General features: G+C 32.1%; 11 protein-coding genes. All 11 read left to right on the top strand.

Annotated elements, in window-relative coordinates; translation table 11 throughout:
• Nucleotides 1-202: 202 nt before the first annotated feature.
• Entirely contained in the window at nucleotides 203-1804 is a 1602-nt protein-coding gene (locus tag EHE19_RS09880) for a family 43 glycosylhydrolase (RefSeq protein WP_137696098.1), read from the top strand.
• Between the two features lie 1300 nt (nucleotides 1805-3104).
• Nucleotides 3105-3701, top strand: coding sequence for a C40 family peptidase (locus EHE19_RS09875; protein ID WP_137696099.1), 597 nt, complete (start codon nucleotides 3105-3107; stop codon nucleotides 3699-3701).
• A gap of 1016 nt (nucleotides 3702-4717) precedes the next feature.
• Nucleotides 4718-9082: a family 43 glycosylhydrolase gene (locus tag EHE19_RS09870; RefSeq protein WP_137696100.1), complete on the top strand. Its 4365-nt coding sequence runs from the start codon at nucleotides 4718-4720 to the stop codon at nucleotides 9080-9082.
• 443 nt (nucleotides 9083-9525) lie between these two features.
• A complete protein-coding gene (locus EHE19_RS09865) occupies nucleotides 9526-10215 on the top strand; it encodes a PDC sensor domain-containing protein (RefSeq protein ID WP_137696101.1) in 690 nt (229 codons plus the stop codon).
• A gap of 12 nt (nucleotides 10216-10227) precedes the next feature.
• Entirely contained in the window at nucleotides 10228-11559 is a 1332-nt protein-coding gene (locus EHE19_RS09860) for a methyl-accepting chemotaxis protein (RefSeq protein WP_137696102.1), read from the top strand.
• Nucleotides 11560-12040: 481 nt separating this feature from the next.
• On the top strand, nucleotides 12041-17260 hold the full coding sequence (locus EHE19_RS09855; protein ID WP_137696103.1) for an AAA domain-containing protein: 5220 nt from the start codon (nucleotides 12041-12043) through the stop codon (nucleotides 17258-17260).
• A 91-nt stretch (nucleotides 17261-17351) separates the two neighbouring features.
• On the top strand, nucleotides 17352-18419 hold the full coding sequence (locus EHE19_RS09850; RefSeq protein WP_137696104.1) for an MFS transporter: 1068 nt from the start codon (nucleotides 17352-17354) through the stop codon (nucleotides 18417-18419).
• Nucleotides 18400-18603 (top strand): hypothetical protein, encoded by a 204-nt coding sequence (locus EHE19_RS09845; RefSeq protein ID WP_137696105.1) that lies wholly within the window; start codon nucleotides 18400-18402, stop codon nucleotides 18601-18603. The genes EHE19_RS09850 and EHE19_RS09845 overlap by 20 nt, the downstream gene beginning before the upstream one ends.
• 626 nt (nucleotides 18604-19229) lie before the next feature.
• On the top strand, nucleotides 19230-20156 hold the full coding sequence (locus tag EHE19_RS09835) for an ROK family protein (RefSeq protein ID WP_137696106.1): 927 nt from the start codon (nucleotides 19230-19232) through the stop codon (nucleotides 20154-20156).
• 229 nt (nucleotides 20157-20385) lie between these two features.
• Entirely contained in the window at nucleotides 20386-21714 is a 1329-nt protein-coding gene (locus tag EHE19_RS09830) for an extracellular solute-binding protein (RefSeq protein ID WP_137696107.1), read from the top strand.
• A 265-nt stretch (nucleotides 21715-21979) separates the two neighbouring features.
• On the top strand, nucleotides 21980-22885 hold the full coding sequence (locus EHE19_RS09825; protein ID WP_137696108.1) for a carbohydrate ABC transporter permease: 906 nt from the start codon (nucleotides 21980-21982) through the stop codon (nucleotides 22883-22885).
• Nucleotides 22886-22893: the final 8 nt, after the last annotated feature.

Genomic DNA, 22893 nt, shown 5'->3' with positions numbered 1-22893 from the left:
GAAATGCTTAAGTGATTAATGTTTAAAGCCTAATTTACCAAAAATAATCAGAAACGAAAGTAATGTACATATAATTTAGTTCATAAACTTTCAATTTGGCTTTGAACGCAGATTAGACTTAAATTTGTTTGTATTTAAAGTGCAAAATAACAGCACTTATAAGACAGCAAAAACAGTAAATTATTTTAAGGGGGTATTCTAAATGTTTAATAAAATCAAGAAAATTTTTGCAGCTGCTTTTATAAGTAGTGCTATATTGCTTTCTTCAGCATCAGTTAGTTTTGCAGACTATCCAATATTCTCTCAGCGTTATACAGCAGACCCTACTGGAGTTGAGTATAACGGAAGACTTTACCTTTATATGTCACATGATAATGATGGTCAAGAAAATTACATAATTTCTGATATTACATGTATATCAACTGATGATATGAAGAACTGGACAGACCATGGTGAAGTTTTTACTCCATCTAAAGATTGCAGTTGGGGAGCAACTAAGTCATGGGCACCTCAAATAGTTTATCGTAATAATAAGTTCTATTTGTATTATGGTAATGGCGGAAGTGCTATCGGTGTTGCTGTAAGTGATAGCCCAACAGGTCCTTTTAAAGATGTAAGAACTAAGCCTTTAGTAGATTCTAACACTCCTGGAGTTATGCCTGCAAACAATATGTGGTTATTTGACCCAGGTGTATTTGTAGATGATGACGGACAAGCTTATATGTATTTCGGAGGAAATGGTGAAAGTAATATAAGAGTTATCAAGTTAGGCAATGATATGGTAAGTACTGTTGGTTCTGCTCAAACAATGACAGCTCCACTATTCTTTGAAGCTTCATACATGCATAAGTATAAAGGAAAGTACTATTTTACATATTCAAGTAACTTCTCAAAAGGTGCGGCTACTATTGAATATATGATGAGTGATAAACCTACAACAGGTTTCGTGCATAAGGGTACAGTATTACCTAATCCACCTGATAACAGCGGTAACAATAACCATCATTCAATATTTACATTTAAAGATAATTGGTATATTGCATATCATAATAGATATGTAGCAATGCAAAATAAAGTTGACACAACATATCAAAGAAATGTTTGTATAGACCGTCTAGAATATAATTCTGATGGTACTATAAAGAAAGTTACAATCACAAAAGACGGTTTACAACAGTTAAAATACGTAGATCCATATGTAAAGAATTTAGCAGTAACTATGGCTGAGCAAAGTGGTATTGAAACAGAAGAATGCGGTGAAGGCGGACGTAATCTTGCATTTATTGAAAATGGAGACTGGATTAGAGTGAGAGGCGTCGATTTTGGCGATGGCGCTAAAAGTTTTGAGGCTAGAGTAGCAAGTAACACTAAAGGAGGAAATATAGAGCTTCGTTTAGACAGCCCAACAGGAAAATTGGTTGGTACTTTAGAAGTACCATCAACTGGTGGTTGGCAAACTTATGAAACTAAAACTTGTGCTGTTAGTGGTGCAACAGGTGTACATGATTTATACCTCAGATTCACAGGTGGAAGCGATTACCTCCTCAATGTAAGTTGGTGGAAATTTAATGCAGCAACAACACAACCTACTGTTATTTATGGAGATGTAAATGGAGATAAAATCGTTGATGCTCTAGATTTTGCTACACTAAAACAATATCTAATGGGTAGCATTACTGATTTCCCAGCTGAGAATGGAAAATTAGCTGCAGATGTAAATTTAGACAATGCTGTTGATGCTATTGACTTTGCAAATCTTAAACAGTATTTACTTGGAAGTATCCCTTCGCTTCCAGTAAAATAAATATTAAAATATTAGCGGGTTTATTTTCAATTTAATGAAGAATAATATAATTAAATTGGTATAGCAATTTATAGTTTAAGTAATTAAGGCTCTAAAGTAAAATAGCTCGTTATATTTTAATGCTATCACCTTATCAAATATGATAGGGTGATTTTTTTTGCTTATTTACTAACTTTCAATTGATAAGCTAAACAACTAAAAAATTCAACTTTTCCAGTTGATTTAACTAACTTTCCATTTGATATGTTTGATACCTATACATTCATTTAGGAAAGATTAGTTATTAATAGGATACTTTAGAATAGATTTAAAAGAATAATCAATTGACAAAAGTCAGAAAGTTCCTATGTTTATTGTTTTATCTGAATGAGGAGGTATATGTGCTGCATATTGGAGTGCACAGTTTTTAGCAAGAGTCCAAAGAGATTGTCCTGATTTTAGAAATCACTTATTTGGAATAAGCTGTGTTTCAGGAGGTACTTTTGGTGCTACGGTATTTAGCGGATTACTTAATTATTATGACCATCATGAGAGTGAAGCAAATACGGCACTTATAGCTGGAAAAAATGATATAAAAAACAAGATAACAGATATTGTTGGTAAAGATTATCTTTCACCTACCATAGCTTGTCTGTGTACTAGAGAAGTGCTTCAATTATTGATTCCTTTTCCAATATAATCCTTTGACAGTACAAAGATATTTGAAAAAACCTGAGAGTATACTTGGAAAAAGAATTTAAGTGATGATTATAGTGCTGTTTTATTGGTACTCCCGTACAAACTTATCAAAATGTGTTACTCACAAGATATCTTTTGAATTTGTATTAGTTCATCATAGTTAATTATTCCGTCGCTCACATTCAGCATCCATGCTTCATTGTTTCGCTAAAACCTATGTCCTGAAGGGTTTTACGGCAGAATAAACTATTCTTAACCTACAAATTCAAACAAATATCTTTAACCAAGTATCATATTTATCTAAGTTGTACTTGCATACCAATATAGACAATAAAAGATTATGTGATTTAAGTTTAAATAAGCTAACATTAATGGATAAGTTATCATGATGTAATAACAACCTTACTGATTAGTTCAAATAACACTGGTACTCGAGTAACTAGTATTAATATTGTATATTATAAAGGCAAAATCATTTCAAAAAATTATATCTATTTTTTAGTAAAAAATATATTTGTAAGTTTTGAAGAAATTGCAAACCAAAATTCTAATATTATCAGTAGAAAAAAGAGATAATAAGTCTGTGAACATTCACAATTACAGATAAAAGGGGAGAAAATTCGTGAAAAAAATAATAGCAGCGGCATTAGTAGCAGTTTTTGTAACCATTTCTGCGTCATCTGCTAATGCTGAATATTATGTTAAAAAGGGCGACACAATGGCAAAGATCGCCAAGCAATTTAATATGAGTTTAGCAGATTTAATTTCCTTAAATCCACATATTGAGAATCCAAACAAGATTGACGTAAATGATTATATTATTGTAAGAACAAAAGATCAAAAGAAAAGAGATTTAGTAGACTATGCACGTTCACTTCAATCTGTTACTGCTTACAAATACGGTGGAAATAATCCTCCATATTCAACTGATTGCAGTGGTTGGACACAGCATATATATAAAAAGTTTGGAGTAAATTTACCAAGAGTCAGCAGTGAACAGGCAAGAACAGGGCAGCCTATGACCTTTAAGCAGCTTCAGCTTGGGGATTTAATGTTCTTTTCCACAAGAGCTGATAAGGTTATTACTCATGTAGGAATATATATTGGAAATGATTTATGGATTTCTAACTTAAATGAAGAAAAGGATGTACAAATTTTAAGCACTTGGGGTACTTGGTGCCAAAAATATTTTCTTTGGGGAGCAAGGCATAATTTATAAGCAAAAATACTTTAATTTTTCAAATGGATGGTCAATCTGAGTGATAAATTATAAACTCAATCTTAGCACACAAAAGTTATTGGTGCGGGAATTATCAATAGTTTATTGCCAATATAACTAGAAAATTACTTTTGCTTACATGCTTAACTTTCCAGTTTGCTAATCAGATTAAGACACTGTTAAGTTAGTATAGGTACGCTTTAGTTATTTGAGGTTATCCGCTTGTCAGTGACTGAGGCGATTGAGTCGGTTTTTAGTGCAGAGAGTTGTGTTCATCGATGAGAGTAAGGATGTTCGCTTGAAACTATGTAAGAATGATGATTGGGGAGATTTGTGGAAGATTGATTCTACTCCTATACGGTGGCAGGCATGATATTCAGAAATCCCAGGTGGAGTTTATCGGGACTTAAGCCGTAATTAAGTCTGCCGAGTTTGAGTTATAAAAAATAATTGCATCAATTAGTTTGGGAATAAATATTCACCATCTAAATTATGCAATTATTTTTTGTCTTTCTATTGGTAAGATAAACCCAAAAACATTAACTACTGAATGTTGATTTTATGATTGAAATCTTCATAATCAGTAGCTTTCTTTACTCTCTATAAGTGCAAATTTTTGACCTAAATATGCTAATATTTACTATTATTTATTTAAATATGATAAAATATTACTAAAGGCAAACTAAATACCTTCTGACTTTTAAATAAATACTATGATTCATTAACTATTTTAAGCAACTTAAGTTCCACTTAGATTAATGTTGGATAATTTAAATAAATAACTCAACTTTCCATTTATAATTTTATATAAGTTTAATCTTTTAATTTTAGCTGGAAAGGTTGAATAAATAATTTTAATAATCAACTTTCCTGATAAAAATCTCCTGCACCTATAATTTATTACTGAAAGAGTTGATTATTGATATTAATTATTCCAACGAAAATTATTTAAATAACAATATAAAATCAGAGTATTTATAGGGGAATGTATGAAAATTATTTTAGGAGGGATGTAAATGTTCAAAAAGCGAATTTTGTCTTATTTTCTAATTGCCGTGTTCATTGTTGAACTATTTTCTTTTTTACCTGAAGGAAAAGCAAATGCTGATGCTAGTTTGATGCTTTGGTACAAGTTTAACGAGGGAACTGGCACAAAAGTAACCGATTCTTCTGGAAATGGAAGAGATGGAATTTTGTATGGTAACTACAGCTGGATAGCTGCACAGAATGGTTCTGGCGCAATTTCGCTAGATGGTAACTCAGGGTATATAAGAATGCCCAATGGATTATTATCAGGGCTGACAGAAACAACGGTTAGTGCAAGAATTTTTGTTGACCCGGCTAACATTACCCCATCTTGGATATTCACTTTTGGTACTACTATAGATTCCAAAAAAGACGTAAACGCACATTATTTTGGTTTCTTGCTAGAACCTAATGTATACAGGGTTATGCTTGCAAGAGAACATTGGAGTGACGAACAAAACACTAGAGTAAGTTCGGCATTCAGCACAGGAGTATGGAAGTATGTTACATATACTCAAAAAGGAACTACAGGTATTCTTTATGTTGATGGGGTTAAAGTGGCATCTAATGAAAATGTCAAATATGCTCCTAAAGATATCGAGTCTACAGTAGAAAATTTTATTGGAAGAGCACCTTATCTTGAGGATAAGTATTTTAATGGTAAAGTGGCTGATTTTAGACTTTACAACAGAGCACTAAGCCAGTCAGAGGTTGTTGATATTAGTAATATCTTATCGGCTGATATCGTTGCAATGGATAAAGCTGAGCTAGACCTTGGAGATTTAAGTTCTGTTATTTCAAAAATCACTTTGCCAACAGCAGGAGTAAATGGAAGTACTATTACCTGGCAATCATCAGATACAAGTATTATTTCAACAACAGGTAATGTTACTCGCCCTAAATATCCTGATACAGATAAGCAAGTCACACTTACAGCCACAATTGCAAGAGGAAATGTAAAAGATACTAAGGTATTTAATGTAACGGTAAAAGCAATATTGCCAGGAGAAGACCCAATTATTGAATTGGCAAAAAGGCAGCTTTCCATTCCTAATGCAAATGATATACGTGGAAATATAACATTGCCTAAATCAATTGTTGTGGACGGAGTTGCGGTTAATTTAACTTGGACAACTGACAGACCTGATATTGTTAATGTAAATGAAATAATTAATTCAGGTTATGATAACACACCTGCTGGTGTTGTTACAAGACCAAGCCAAGACACCAAAGTAAAACTAACAGCGCAACTTTCTAGAGGAACTGCAACTGGTACAACAGATTTAACTATTACTGTTAAGGCTAAGCCAAAGCCTATAAGTGAATCAGATTATAAGGCATATTTCTTTACATATTTTACTGGCACTAATAGACCAGATGCAGAGCAGATATACTTTGCTTCAAGTAAAGATGGACTTCATTGGAATGAACTGAATAATAACAATCCAGTATTGACTTCAACCGTTGGAGATAAAGGTGTACGTGATCCGTATATCTTGAGATCACCTGAAGGTGATAAGTTCTATATGGTAGCAACAGACCTGAGAATAGCAAATGGCAAGGGCTGGGATCATGCCGGAACATACGGAAGTAAATCTGTTGTTGTTTGGGAATCCAATGATTTAGTGAACTGGTCTAAAGAAAGGCTGGTTAAGGTTTCAAGAGATGATGCAGGCTGTACGTGGGCTCCTGAAATTGTATACGATGATAAAACAGGAGAATATGTGATGTTCTGGGCATCTAGAATAGGAGCAGATAACTTTAGTAAGTTTAGAATATATATAGCAAAAACAAGAGACTTCTACACCTTTACCGAACCAAAGCTATATATTGACAGAAGTAATGATGTAATAGATACAACCATCATCAAGCATGAAGGTATATATTACAGATTTTCAAAGGATGAGGTAAATAAAAACATTATAATAGATAAATGTGACCAGTTACTGAATAAGAATTTCGTATATTTGCAATCAACTAGTGTTGAAAGTCAGAGAGGTGTTGAAGGCCCAGCAATATTCAAGTTTAACGGTCAGAACAAATGGTGTCTACTATTAGACTACTATGGAGGCAGCGGTTACTATCCAATGGTATCCACAGACATTTCTTCAGGTGTGTTTACAAAATTGAACTCTTCAGAGTACAAGTTGCCAACTGGGCCTCGTCATGGAACAGTAATGCCTATAACACAGGCAGAATACAATGCTGTAATGGCAAAATGGGGTGGTATGACTTTTGAGGAGCCACAACAAAAGCCAGTACTAGAATATAAATTTGATGAAACAAAGTCAGGAAATGCAATAGCTGATACATCAGGTAATAATAGAACTGGTACATTAAGTGGAAACGCAACTTATGTAAGGGACTCTGAGAAAAATTCTCAAGTATTATATCTAGATGGAACAACAAATACTTTTGCTGCATTTCCTCAGGGCTTCTTTGATGGCAGAGACACTGTAACTATTTCAATGGACATTAAGCCCATAACAGTATCAGGTAATTTCTTTACCTTTACAGTGGGAAAAGATACTAATAAATACATGTTCCTTAGAACTAGAGATACTGAAAGCAGAAATGCCATAACAATAAATTCATTTCAAAACGAACAAGAAGTTAAAGCCACAACAGCAGCAATAGCAAACAAGTGGATGAATATAAAGCTGGTAATAACGCCTACTAGTATGGCAATTTATAAGGATGGCTTAATGCTTGGCAGAAACAATAATGTATCCTTATCAATGTCGGATTTAGGTACAGGGCTGCTGGCTTATTTAGGTAAATCCTTCTATTCAGGAGATTCATACTTTAAAGGCTATTTTGACAATGTAAGAGTATACAACCGTGCATTAACAGAAACAGAAATTGCAAAAGAATTTGGCATTCCAAACGAGCCAGTTAAAATTATAAGTGCTGAAGATGTAATTCTTAAAAAGGAAGCAGGTCAATTACCTGAATTGCCTTCAAAAGTTAATGTAACTTACAGCAATGGTACTACAGGAAGTGCTAAGGTAACATGGGATGCTATGGTTGAGCCTGCTCTAAATCCAAGCACTGGAACTATAACTGTAGAAGGAACACTATATGATAATGAGTATAACAATCCGCTTATATTAAACAGGGCAGATCCTTGTATATACAAGCATACAGATGGCTATTATTACTTTACTGCTTCTTATACAGACGGTTCAAACGGACATAACAATGTTGGAATGTACCAATATGACAGAATTGTACTTAGAAGAGCAACCACTATTCAAGGACTTGCCACTGCAGAAGAAAAAGTAATATATACAAAGGCTCCACTTGGCGGAAATAAGAGTCCGCATGTTTGGGCTCCTGAAATACACTTTATCGACGGCAATTGGTATATCTACTATACAACTACAATATCCAGCACTGATGTTTGGGCAATACGTCCTCATGTATTGATGTGCCCAGGAAATTTAGACCCAATGGTAAAGAGTAACTGGCAGGACAAGGGTCTTGTTAAGAAAACAAATTCTTCAGACATGGCATTTACTGGCTTCTCTCTGGATGAAACTGTTTTTGAGCATAACGGAAAACTGTATATGATTTGGGCACAAAATGATCCTAACTCAAACCTATATATTGCAAGAATGAAGGACCCATACACAATTGAAACTAATGCTGTTAAAATTGCAGAACCAACCTACGATTGGGAATTACATGCTTACAAGGTAAACGAAGGACCAAGTGTAATTAAAAGAAATGGAAAAATATTCGTTGCATATTCTGCAAGCGGAACAGATGCGCTATATTGCATAGGACTTCTTACAGCTTCTGATACCAGCGATTTATTAAATCCTAAATCATGGGTGAAGACACCTTATCCAGTAATGACCTTAAATACAGAGGCAGGCCAATACGGACCAGGACACAATACCTTTACAGTATCAGAGGATGGCAGTGAAGATATTCTTGTATACCACGCACGTCAAGAAGAAAAATATATATCTGGCAGCTATGAACCTCTATATGATGCAGGCAGACACACTCGTGTTCAAAAATTATTCTGGAACAGTGACGGCACACCAAACTTTGGTTCACCATTTGCTGACGGAAAAGTGAAATCAGAAGTAAGAGTTAAAGCAACAATTATAGTAAATGCTGCTAATGATGATATAGTAGGTGATTATAATGGTGACAAAGCAGTTGATTCAATTGATTTTGCATTGTTAAAACAGTACCTGCTGGGTATGCGAGACAGCTTTGACGTAAAAGATGTAATGTATGTTGGAGACTTGAATAGAGATGGCGAAATAAATGCTATTGACTTGGCAATTCTCAAAGGTTACTTGTTGGGGGTATATGATAAGCTGCCTTATGAGAGGTAGTAGTATAAACCTCAATTAAAATTATTGCTTGAGGTACTTCCTTCAAATATACATGAAAACAAATGGAAATTATGTACATGTTACAATATAGTAGATGCAAAGCTAAGAAAAAATAGTGGACATATCAATGTTTGCAGACACAAAATTAATAAAAAAGTTAATAGAAATTTTTAATGACGCTAATCGTTGAAACGGTTGGCGTCATTTTTACTGCTGAATTTAATAGATAGTTCTTATTCACTACTCATATCTAACTGATTTTGTTATTTATACTAACTGCAAAAAGGTGAGAATATCATCTGCCGTAGGTTATTATAAATTAAGAATTTCTTGTAAAATATTATATTTTATTGATTGCATTTGTCGAAATATATGGTATTATATAAGAATGAGCATTTATAAACTTAGTACTAATTTCCAATACAGGAAGGAGTATTCAAATAATGAAGAACTGGAAATTAACTAGAACAATCACATTGGGAATACTGATAATTGTCATTGTTTGTATCGGCTTGCTTTATGTTATGGCAAACACAACAATTAACAGCATGATGAAACAGTCAGAGCACAATCAAGTGGATACAAATCTTTTAGCGCGTACAAGTCTTATTGAACAGTATATAACAAATCAAGAAAGTTTATTAGTTTCTTTTAGTAAGGCTCCTGTAGTACGAGAATTATTAAAGGATGTACATAATTCTGAAAAGCAAGCAATTGCACAAGTTTATACTGAAAGCTACTTTGCAGGACTTGATAATTGGGAAGGTATTTATATCGGAGAGTGGAATACTCATTGTATTACACATTCAAATGCTTCTAACGTAGGACGCACCTGGAGGAAAGAAGGAGACAGTCTAAAACAATTACAGGATTCAATGAAAAATGGACTATATAATGCAGGAATAATTGTTTCTCCGGCAAACGGACAGCTTATTTTGTCTATGTACTGCCCTGTGTATGACACAGATGGAACTACAATTGTAGGTTATGTAGGTGGTGGACCATTCGCAGAAAGTTTAAAGAATATTTTAAATAAATTGAAAAGAGAAGAAGAAACAGCTAGATACTATATGATTAATGTTATGACCGGAAAATATATATTTGCCGATGATGAGACTTTGATTGCACAGTAAATTAAAGATCCTATGTTATTAAGTGTTATCAATAAAATTAAGGGTAACAGTAATTACGGAGAACTTTATTATACTGATGAAACAGAAGGTGATTGTGTTGCTAGTTACAAATATATCAGCAAAAATGGTTTGGCTGTAGTATCATATGATAGCAAAAAGAATATTTATAGTGATTCCAATAAGAATTCGAGAGTACTTGGTATGATATGTTTATTTTTTGTTTTTGTTATCAGTTCACTGTCATTTTTAATGATTAGATTAAGCACGAAGCCTTTGCGATATGTTGAAGATTCTATCAAACAACTTGCAAATTTAAAATTACAGAAAAATAAAAAATTGGAACCATGGATTGGTACAAAGAGTGAAATCGGACAGATTGCTACTGCAATGAATTCTTTGTATGATGCGTTAGAAGAAATTGTATATACTCTTAGCAATTGTTCTTCTTCTTTAAGTGAATCTGCTATTGCTATTCAAGATTCATCGGAAGTTTTGTTAGAATGCGTATCAGATAACGCAAAGGCAACATCATTATTTGCAGAGCATACAGAAGAAGTAAATGCAGCAGTTTCAAAAGTAGATCATGAGGTAGCGGAAGTTGCTCATGTAGTATCAGGGGTAGAAGAAAGAATTCGTCAGGGTAATCTGCATAGTAGTACGTTACTTGAAAAAGTTGCTCAAATGCAAAGCTTCGCAAATGACTCAATGAAAACAATCAGTGAACAAATAGTAGAAAATCAAAAAACAATTGAACGTGCATTGAGTGACTTACAATCATTGATGCGTATAGATGAAATGGCATCAAAGATTCTGGATATAACAAAACAGACAAACCTACTTTCATTAAATGCTTCAATTGAGGCAGCAAGAGCAGGTGATGTAGGAAAAGGATTCGCTGTTGTCGCAGGAGAAATTGGCAATTTGGCCAAAAGTTCATCTGATACTGCTACTCAAATCCAAGCAATATGTAATGAAACAAGAAATAATATTACAAATATTCAATCCTGTTTTGATCAGGTTATTGCATTTCTGGAAAAGGATGTACAAGCACAGTTTGTTGAGTTTAAAAATGCAACTAATGATTATCATCAGTCAATTCAGGATATTCGGGTCATTATTGATGATATTGCTGGTGCATCTTCAACTTTCGTTGAAACAGTAAATACAATTCAGGCTCATATTAAATCAGTATCAGATGTTCCAGATTCTCAGACAGTGAACAGTCAGGATATTTTGGCTAAAGCGCACCAAACAGAAGTAACAACAGAAGAAATGACGGTTATTGTCAGCCAAAATAAAGAAAACGCACTTGCAATCAACGGAATTGTAAAAAGATTCTCATAAGTTATATGTTGTAAGGGGATAACGGATGGTATATCTGATTTTCTGTGAAAACTAGTGATAGCATATATTTATTTAAACGTAACAGATATACAATGCATTGATAATGGCTTGAATTAAAAATAAGTATTAGCATTAACAAAATAAAAATCAGTAATAGATTTGATAGAAAAATATAATGGGTGAAAAAAGCTGCACACTGGTGGTTTGTAAAGGTTACTGGTGCGTGGCTTTTTTTGTTGGAATAATTGTAATAGTCATAATTGAAATGCATACGCATTCGTGACTTGTGATTAAATATTGATATGTGCAATTTTTTTAGTTAGTAGAGAAATATGTACTATATTTTAGATAATTATATAAATATTTACCATATTGTATTGAATTATGGTAAAATGATAGCTGAGCTGATGATGCGTCGTAAAACAAAAAACGAAAAAATTTTCAAATGAAAACTAAATGCTTTTGAATAGGAGGAAACCGAATGGCTCACATAAATAATATTTTTAATTTTCTAAAAGACTACAATGAACTCTCAAATCCTGTTATAACAGAAATTGAAAAACAAAAATGGAGCATTAAACTTTCAAATTTGCCACAAATTACTGAAATTTGGTCTATTTATGATACACAGGATTTTGATGGATTAAAAATATTAGAAGTGAAAAGACCTGTTTTAGAGCCATGTCCTGCTCCAAATGACCTGCTTATTGAATGGCTTATTGGCGATTGGAAAAAACTAAATACCAAGACGATTCAATATAAAGAGGTAATGACGAAAGAAGTAAAGTTTGCAAGATATATTTGCAAAAACTGTTCTTGGGTATATAATCCTCAGCAATTTAACCAAGAAGGAAAAACAACTGTAGCTAATGATTTTAATTCTGTTTCAGAAAATTGGGTATGCCCAGAATGTGGTGCAAAAAAGACAAATTTTAAATATTTAGATGAGGTTATTTGCTCTACTAAAGAAAAGTTTATTGACCTAGATGCCCGTGTAGATTTATATAATGAATGGACAAAAAAGCGCAATAGATGGAGAACACAAGAAATTCCAAAAGAGCAGGGACTTATTTTATATAACAATTTATTTAAGTTATACTCTGATATAAAAAAAGAATCTGAAAGTATTGAACTATTACTTGGAGATGGACATATATATTGGAATACAGACCTTAGAATTATTGATCACCCTGTATTACTTCAAAAGGTTCAATTAATATTTAACCCTGATAAGCCATCTTTTACTGTGAAATGTGATGAGTTAAAAACAGAACTCTATACACCTATGCTTAGAGTTATTCCAACAATAAATCAAAAAGTTCTTTCACAAGTAATTCAAGATATAGAAGTGAATAATTACCATATAGCAGATACATCCAATACTTGTGCGCTTTTTCAACGTCTAATTAATGTTGTTGATGAAAAAGGAAAATTAGTTGAAGTATTTGAAAATGGCTATAATGGTCCAGTTATAATGTCAAATCCAATTCTATTTTTAAGAAAAAGAACACTTGGATTTTCGTCGTTTATTGATAATATTATTAGTGATATTGAGAACAAACCAGATATAGAATTACCAGACTTCTTTGAAAATATAATTGGTAACCACAAAGAACATAATGAAGCCAATGTGATTGATGAAGATTGGAATCAGAGTGGTATTGATCAGGATATTTTGTTGACTTTACCAGCTAACAATGAACAACTAAAAATAATCAAATACATTAATAACTATGGTGCAGTTCTAGTTCAAGGACCTCCAGGAACAGGAAAAACACACACAATAGCAAATCTTATAGGTCATCTATTAAGTCAAGGGAATAGTGTACTTGTTACCAGCCATACTGAAAAAGCTTTAACTGTGCTTAAAGAAAAGGTGTATAAGGATCAATATAATAAAGAAGTTAACCTTCAAAATCTTTGTATTAGTCTCCTAAGTACAAGTTCACAAAAACAAGAAATGGATGATGCTATTAATGAGATTGAAATAAAAAGTACATCTCTTGATTTACACGAATCAAAGAATAAGATTGAAAGACTCCATAATGAAAGAAATGAACTGATAAACAAGTCAAAGGCGAAAAGTCAAGAACTCCTTCAAATTCGGTCATTGGAGTACAAGGATATTGTATTTGCAAACCAAACAATTACGCCAATTGATGCGGCTAAATTCATTAATTCTGGACAAGGTAAATTTGACTATATACCAGGTAAAACAAAAGATGATACTGTGGGTTTACCACTATCAATGGAAGATTTAAATACTTTGTATCATTCAAATCAACAAATAACTTTAGAAGAAGATAAATTATTAAGTAAGAATTTGCCAACTTTAGAGTCACTATGGAGCATTGATGATTTCAAAAATAGTGTAGACGAATACTTGAGATATAGTGAAGAACTTATGGGGTGGAACCCCAAACTAGTTTTGAAAGATAATATTGAAGAAAATATTTTGTCAAATCTGTTGGAAACAGCTATAGAAATTGGGTATAGTTTAACTAATATGGAAAATTATCAATCTACCATTATAGAGAAGTCTATAAAAGATAGTATATACTGTACTTTTTGGGAAACTGCTTTTGAGGAATTTGATGTTTTAATTGAATATTACGATAGATATAGAAAATTGCGCTTTGAAAACGACTATAACATACCAAGCAAAATAGTAACTTACGAAAGTATCTCTATTCTTAATGAAATCATTGATTCTGGAAAAGAAGCCCCTGTGACTTTAGTAACAATGATTACAAAACCTAAGTGGAAAAAACTTAAAGATGAAATAACTAACGATGGTAAAGTTATAGAAAATAGAGTTGATTTTGAGAATGTAAAATTTATTATTAATTACGAATTGCAAAAGACTAAAATACTTAAAAAGTTTAATAAATTATTATCTAAAGTATCTGAAAATGCAATTTTAACTATAGATAATTTTGAGGAAAAAGTTAAGCAAAAACGTAACAAGATTTTTTCATCCTTAAGTTGGTATAAAAATGTCTGGTTAAACTTCACAAGAGAATTGTATGATATTTGCTCTAATAAAGCTAAATTTGAAGAAATTAATGTGATTGAAATTGAAAAACCAATAGAATCTATTTCACTCTTACTTAATAATATTTTTATACCTGATTTAGATAAACGAAGAAAATTTGAACTATTAGGTAAAATAAAAAATGATTGGACACAATATGCAAACTATTTGAATGAATATAAAGAATATGGACAACCATTTATTGATCTTATTCAAGCCATTATTAATAAAGATACAAATACATATACAATGGCATATGGTATGCTTTCAAGTGTGTTAGCAAAGAAAGATATATATTTAGAGCGATCTAATTTATTAAGAAAATTAGAAATTATTGCACCAGATTGGGGTGAAGCCATAAGAAGTAGGGATGGAATTCATGGCGATTGTATGCTACCTGAAAATATAGAATTAGCATGGAAATGGAGACAACTTAGCAATCAAATAGCACGAATTGATAGTTATGATGCCAATGCAATACAAAAAGAATTGAGCAAGATAAATGAGTTATTAATGAGCAATGCGAGAACTCTTGCTTTTGAAAAAGCATGGTATCAAAAAATAAAGAATATATCTGTTGTTCAAACCCAAGCCATTGAGGGTTGGAGGGCAACAATTAAACTATTTGGAAAAGGCACTGGTAAGACTGCACCTGCATTGATAAAAGAGGCAAGAGAATTGATGCCACTTTGCCAAACTGCAATTCCCGTTTGGATCATGCCACTAAATCGTGTAGTTGAAAATTTTGATCCGAGGAAAAATAAATTTGATGTTGTAATTATTGATGAAGCAAGTCAAGCTGGTATACTAGCTCTTGCGGCATTATATTTAGGTAAAAAGGTAATTATAGTTGGCGATGATGAACAAGTAAGCCCTGATACAGTTGGTATAAAAATTGAAGAAGTTGGTGCATTAATTGAGCAACATTTACAGGGGATACCAAATAAACATTTATTCAATGGAAAAATATCCATATATGATATTGCAAAAACATCTGGATTTAAACCAATTATGTTAACTGAGCATTTTAGATGTTTACCAGAGATTATTGAGTTCAGCAATCAATTATCTTATAACGGTAGAATTAAACCTTTACGGGATGGATCAAAAGTAAAAACAAAACCTGCTCTAATTGAATATAGAGTACCTAATGCATATAAATCTTCTAATAAAGTTAATAAAGTTGAGGCTGAACATATTGCATCATTGATTTGTGCCTGTTGTGAGGAAGAAGTTTATAAAAATAAAACAATAGGAGTAATCTCTTTGTTAGGACATGAGCAATCATATGAAATAGATAGATTTTTACAAGTAAATTTAGATCCTAAAGAGTACGAAAATAGAAAAATACAGTGTGCAACGGCATCACAATTTCAAGGTGATGAAAGAGATATTATATTTTTAAGCATTGTTGAAGGACCAAGTGAAAAAGATGGACCAGTTAGGCTATTAAGTGAAGATGGTAATAATGATATCAATAGAAAAAAGTATAATGTTGCAGCGAGTAGAGCAAAGGATCAAATGTGGGTTGTACATTCATTAAATCCAGAAATTGATTTAAAACCAAATGATATAAGGCTTAGATTAATAAGGCATGCTATTAATCCATCCATTGATAAAAAAATAGAAATAATAAATAGAGCAGAGTCAGACTTTGAAAAGGAAGTTATAAATGTACTCGTTAACCATGGTTACAAAGTTATCCCTCAATGGAACGTTGGAGCATATAGAATAGATATAGTTATTGAGGATGGGGATAAGAATATTGCTTTAGAATGTGATGGTGAAAAATGGCATACTCAAGATAATTTGCCGAATGATTTAAAAAGACAAGCTATTCTGGAAAGATTAGGCTGGAAATTCATCAGAATTAGAGGAAGTGAATTTTACAGAGCCCCAGAAGAAACCATGGAATTGGTTTTTAAAGAGTTGGAAAGCTATGGGATAAGACCTAATTATTTATCTGATGATATTGATGACAAAACAAAGATTTCTATGGAAAATGAAATAATTGATAGAATAAAAAGACGTGCAGAGCAAATTCGTAGGGAGTGGCATGAGAAAATTATCAACTATGAAACAGAGCAATCAGGCGAATTTGGTGCAATAAAAATAAAAGAAGATGTTTTTACAGGAGAAACGATAGAACGAGATAATATTACGCATAAATATAATATCAAAAAATATACAGATATACCATATGGAAAATCTGAAATGACAAATTCTTCAGAAGTTGATACTAAGACCAATGATATCAAGCTAGAACAGTTACCACTTGAGCTACCATTAGATAATTTGGATTTGCAGTTATCTATTGAACATATTGCAGCGAGTAGATTGAATAGCTTATATAATAAAGAATCACTTCATAATAATCAATCTAAAATAGAAGCAAGTACTTTAGTAGGAAAAAAAGAAATAATCAGCAAAGATAATCTTTTGGAGTTCGAATCAAGTTCCAACAACAGAGACATATATAAAATATTAAAAGATAAAGGATTTGAGGTTATTGACAATAGAGCAAAAGGAGGTGCACTTTGGGTTGTAGGTGGAAAACAACTGGAAAAAGAATTAAAAAATTATAGTAAATTAGGGTTCTTCTTCACCTATTCAGAAAAGGGTGGTAGAGCAACAGGTCATAAGTCTGCGTGGTATTGTAAAAATTGAGAAGATTGTAAATTATGGATATACGGAGATTACATACAGATATAAAAATTGTGGGTCAGAAATTAACGATTGATGAAGTTTGAGGTCCCTTATGAAAAACAAAACGTCATTAGCAATTTACACCATATCCCATATGGTAGTGGATTTTTCGTGTTTTTATGTTTTAATGGGTTCATTCTGCAGGCAAATTGAAGAACCTACAACGATATCCTTAGGCTTCTTATTATATAATATTCTAGCCTTTGGATTGCAGATGTTTATTGGATATTATGTGGATATGCGCTCTATTGAGCACTCTAAAGTAGCTTTAGTTGGGTGTTTACTTGTTTGTGCAGGAGTTGTGATTGGCTTTTCTCCGTGGCTGGCTATATTATTTTGTGGGGTAGGAAACGCTGTCTTTCATATTGGCGGTGGAATTAATTCCTTGGTATATTCAGAAGGAAAAATTGCTAGGGGAGGAATTTTTGTATCATCTGGAGCAATTGGTGTTGCACTGGGGACTATTGCTGGAAGGAATGGAGTTACATTTTGGATAATTGTATTACTTTTATTGGGATGTTGTTTTGCAATTAGCTTTTATTGCGCTATGGATAAAGACAATGTAATACCCGATTTTAATAAGCAAAATGTATTAAAGCCCATTGTTACAAATGGAAAGATAATTATTTATTTATGCCTTATTTCAATAATTGTTCGTTCCTATGTTGGCTTTCAAGTACCAATTTTATGGAAAACAAATACTTTTTTATTCATTTTGCCTAGCATCTGTGCTTTTTTAGGTAAATTTTGGGGAGGCATTCTTGCAGATTATTTTGGAGCAAGAAATGTGGGCGTTTTATCATTATTAGTGTCAATTCCATTATTGTGTATCTTTTGCAATAATATAGCATTATGTTCAATAGGTCTTGTTATGTTTAATATTACAATGTCAATAACCCTTTGGGGAATTGCTTCGCAGCTAAAAAATCAGCCGGGCTTCGCGTTTGGATTGACTACGCTTGCACTGCTAATTGGCAATATTCCTATATATTTAATTACATTACCAGATAATATAATAAAAATAGTATTACCTATACTAATACTGGTTTCGAGTATTTGTATTTATATTTCTATAGAAAATCAAAAAAGGAGAGATGACAATGTTAGAACAATTAATTAATAGCTGTCTTTGTGATGTGGCACCGCCTTTTAGACTACCTACTAGGTGCGGTTTTTTAATTTTTACTTTGGTTATTGGTGTTTTAGCTGTAATAGTAATAGCTTGGATACTAATTAATAAGGCACAGAAAAAGAATTCATCAATTCAAGAAGTACAACAAAAAGCACAAAAAGAACAGCAATAACAGCTAGAAAAACAAAATCAGCAAACACATCAAAAAAGCAATAAATAACAACGAAAACAACGTATGCAACAAGAACAGTAAAGCAACATAATCAACATCAACCAGTAAAGAGAAAAGCGACTAAAATTTATGATTTTATTTTACTTCTTAATAGCTTTTATATTAACAGTACTTATAGAGTGCACAAGCATGCTTTTTATATGTAAATCAAAGCAGTTTGTGTACTATGTTTTTTTATGCAATTTATTAACTAATCCTGCAATAAACCTATTAGCATTAGGAGCTGGATATATTTTTGATGTTTTTGGTTACAAATTAACAATATTAATTTTGGAAATAGCTGTTGTTATTATTGAGGCTTATATAATCCGTTTATTATGTGGATTTAAAGTTAAAAAGTCAGTTTTAATATCATTGGTTTTAAATTCGTTATCATATGGTATTGGCTTACTATTTTATTCATTGCTTATTTAGTAGGAACAGTCTTTTAATTATAAATTTTCATCAGTGAAAATAATATAAAAAATTAGCGAATTTTGTCTTGACATAAATCGTATAATGGCTTAATATTAGTTTATAGATATTGGTTGGTAATGAAAACGAACTAAATGGAAAGGATGTGAAATATGCCTATAAGTATTGGTTTGGATATTGGGGGCACCAATATTTCTGCCGTGATTTGTGATGAACGTGGTAATATCCTTTACTCTCACACTAGAAAAAGTGATTATTATGGAGATCAATACCTAAGAAATATTGAAGAAATAATAGAAAACACTATTAAAGAAAGTAATGATGATATAAGCGGAATTGGTATTGGGGTGCCTGGTACAGTTGATCATAACACTGGAAATATTATAGTATGCCCTGCGTTTAATTGGAGAAATGTGCAATTAAAAGAACATATAGAAAGTAAATTTGGTATAAGTACATTTATTGATAATGATGTAAATATATGGACTTTAGCAGAAAAATATTTAGGGGCAGCAAAAGATTATGATGATTTTGTAATGATTACTATTGGAACAGGTATTGGATGTGGATTATACATTGGGGGTAAGCTATATAGAGGTCATAGCTTTGAAGCAGGTGAAATTGGATATTTACCCTTAACAATTGAAGCATACAATGAAACATTTAGTGAGAATAATTTCGGTTTCTTTGAAACTAAAGCATCTGCATCTGCAGCAAGCCGGATTTATAGAGAAATAACCAATAAAAATATTGATTGTAAGGAAATATTTTTACAAGCAAAACAAGGAGATAAAATTGCTAAAAAGGTAGTAGATGATATTTATAAATACTTAGGGCTGGGGATAAGTTCCATATTTTGCATCCTAAATCCGCAAATTGTAGTAATTGGTGGCGGGATGGCTGAAGAAGGCACAGAGTTTCTAAATGAATTAACAAGAAAAATTAAAAGCTTAATTCCTTTGGATATAAAACTTAGTCTTACTCAAACAAAGAAATATGGAGGAGCCGTTGGAAGTGCTTTAAGTATTTTTTATGAAATGAATAGTAAGGGAACTGTACAAACTAACGTACCAATATGATATTTTATATTAATTAAATATAAAATAATAATTTTGATGAATGTTTTATTCACAAAATTTAATAAGCTTCAAGGATATGTGCAAAATACAAATAGTGCATAATACCATTAAAGGGGGAATGTATATCTACGTAACAATTTTCTAGTAAACTCTGTTCTAACAATCGCAGTAAAATAAGTTGGTTTATTTGTTTGGTTAAAAACAATTTGTAGAAAAAAAGGAGGATATTATGAGTAGAAAATTTTTATCTATGATTTTAGCAGGTTGCTTGTCAGTTTCTCTTTTAGCTGGTTGTGGAGGTAATGAAGTTGCTAAAGATTCAACATCTGAAGGTACTACTGCTGCTAATTCTAGTACTTCAACAGTAGAAGAGGTTACAATTGAATATTGGCAATATTTTTACGAAACAAAAGTAAATCTTATGGATGAATTAATAGCAGACTTCCAAAGTAAAAATCCCAATATTAAAGTTGTTCAAAAGCACTTCCCTTATGACTCATACCAACAAAAGGTTGCTGCTGCAGTTTCAGCCGGAACTGGACCAGACATTATAAATCTATATTATGGATGGGTACCGAAGTATGTAAAAGCAGGAACATTGCAAGAACTACCTGCATCATCCTTCTCAGCAGAAAAAATAGAGAGCACATTTGCTCCTATGGTTAAGGTTAACAAAATAGATGGAAAATACTACACTGTACCAACTGCAGTTCGTACATTAGGTCTTTTCTGGAATAAGGATATATTCAAAGAAAACGGATTAGACCCTGAAAAGCCACCACAAACTGTTGAAGAATTAGTTGAAATGGCTAAGAAGTGTACAAAAGTAGTAAATGGAAAACTAGAGATAGAAGGACTTACATTCCAACCATCAGGTCAATTACATTCATGGTTCCGTCCTGTTCTTCTCAAACAGTTTGGACAAGAGCCTATAAGTGAAGATAAGAAAACTGTTCAATGGAATGCTTCAGAAAACGGATATAAAGCTTTTGAATTCCTAGTAAATCTTGCAAAGGTTGAAAAAGTAGGTGAAAAGGACTTCTATACTGATGATTCAACAGCATTTATCAGTGGTAAAGCAGCTCTTCACATTGATGGTTCATACCGTCTAGGTTCATTAAAGAGCCAGGCTAAAGATTTGAACTATGGTGTTACTGTTCTTCCTTCATTTAATGGAGTTGAAACATCATTTGGTTCATTCTGGACAAATGGTATTACTACTAATGCTACAGGTGCAAAACTTGATGCAGCAGTTAAATTCTTAGAGCATTTAACTTCAGTTGAAACTATGAAGACTTGGACAGAAAAAATCGGTGAAATTGGTGCTAAGAATGAAATTGCAGATGATCCTGAATTATTACAGGATGATAAGTTAGCTCCATTTATTAAGCAATTACCTGTTGCTGATTCATACTTCTATGTTGATGAAGATGCAGATAGAAAAGCATTAATGGATGCTATTGATGAAGTTTTATTAAACAATGTAGATCCAAGAAAAGCATTAGATGATGCAGTTAAAGAAGTACAAGCTCTATTTGATGAGTATTGGAACAAATAATAAACTTTAAACTATAAGTATTATTATTTAGTTATCATATCAAAAGTATTGCTCGATGTGTTATCTAAATATAGACACATCGAGCAATATATTAAAAGCATAAAAAGTATAAATAAATATTAATTATCATTATTAATTTGATTACAGTGCTACAAAATCTTATATCTTATCAATTTATTCACATCTTTTGATATTAAGTTGCTACTGTGGCTATATAACATAGTACAGATAAGTCTATAGCCTTAAGTTCAAAAAGGAGGGTTCTATGAAGCTGAAGCTTTCAATTAAAGGAAGACAATCCATGTGGGCTTATATATTTATATCAGCACCAATATTGTTCTTCATATGTATCAGGATATTACCAACATTATATGCATTTAATGTTAGTTTACATGAATGGGATTTGTTATCAAAAAATAAGCCATTTGTATTTTTAGATAATTTTAAAGAATTATTTCATGATGAAGTCTTTTTAGCATCACTAATTAATACAGGAAAGTATATATTATTTGCGGTACCTATAGGACTCATTCTTAGTTTATTAATAGCACTTCTACTTAATTCTATTACTAAGGGTGCGTCAATTTATAGAATGGTAGTATTTATTCCTTACGTAACATCCGTAGTTGCTGTATCTTGGGTATGGAGATGGATGTTTATGAAACAGGGTGGTGTTGTAAATAATATTATTAGTTTTTTTGGTTTTCAAACCCAACCTTTTTTGGATAGTACCTCACAAGCAATATTTGTTGTCATCTCAAATGTAATATGGCAAGCATTAGGATTCTATACAATTATATTCCTAGCAGGAGTCAAACAAATACCTCAGACATATTACGAGGCTGCAAAAATAGATGGTGCTTCACCTTGGCAGAGATTTAAAAATATAACTATTCCAATGTTAAATCCAACTATTGTATATTTGACAGTAATGGCTTCAATTCAGACATTACAAGTATTCACACAGGTATTTAATATTACATCCGGTGGACAGGGAATTGCAGGAGGTCCGCTAAACTCTACTGTAAGTGTTGTACTATATATCTACCAGTTAGCCTTTGTTAATTATAAAATGGGTTATGCTAGTGCTGCAACAGTAGTTCTGTTCATTATTATACTAACAATATCGCTATTCCAAATGAAAGTTTTGGATAAAAAATATGATTATTAATTTATCAG

Origin of the sequence: Ruminiclostridium herbifermentans (assembly GCF_005473905.2) — a bacterium.
In the GTDB taxonomy this organism is placed as follows: Bacteria; Bacillota; Clostridia; order Acetivibrionales; family DSM-1351; genus Ruminiclostridium; species Ruminiclostridium herbifermentans.
This window is presented reverse-complemented; position numbering and strand designations above follow the sequence as displayed.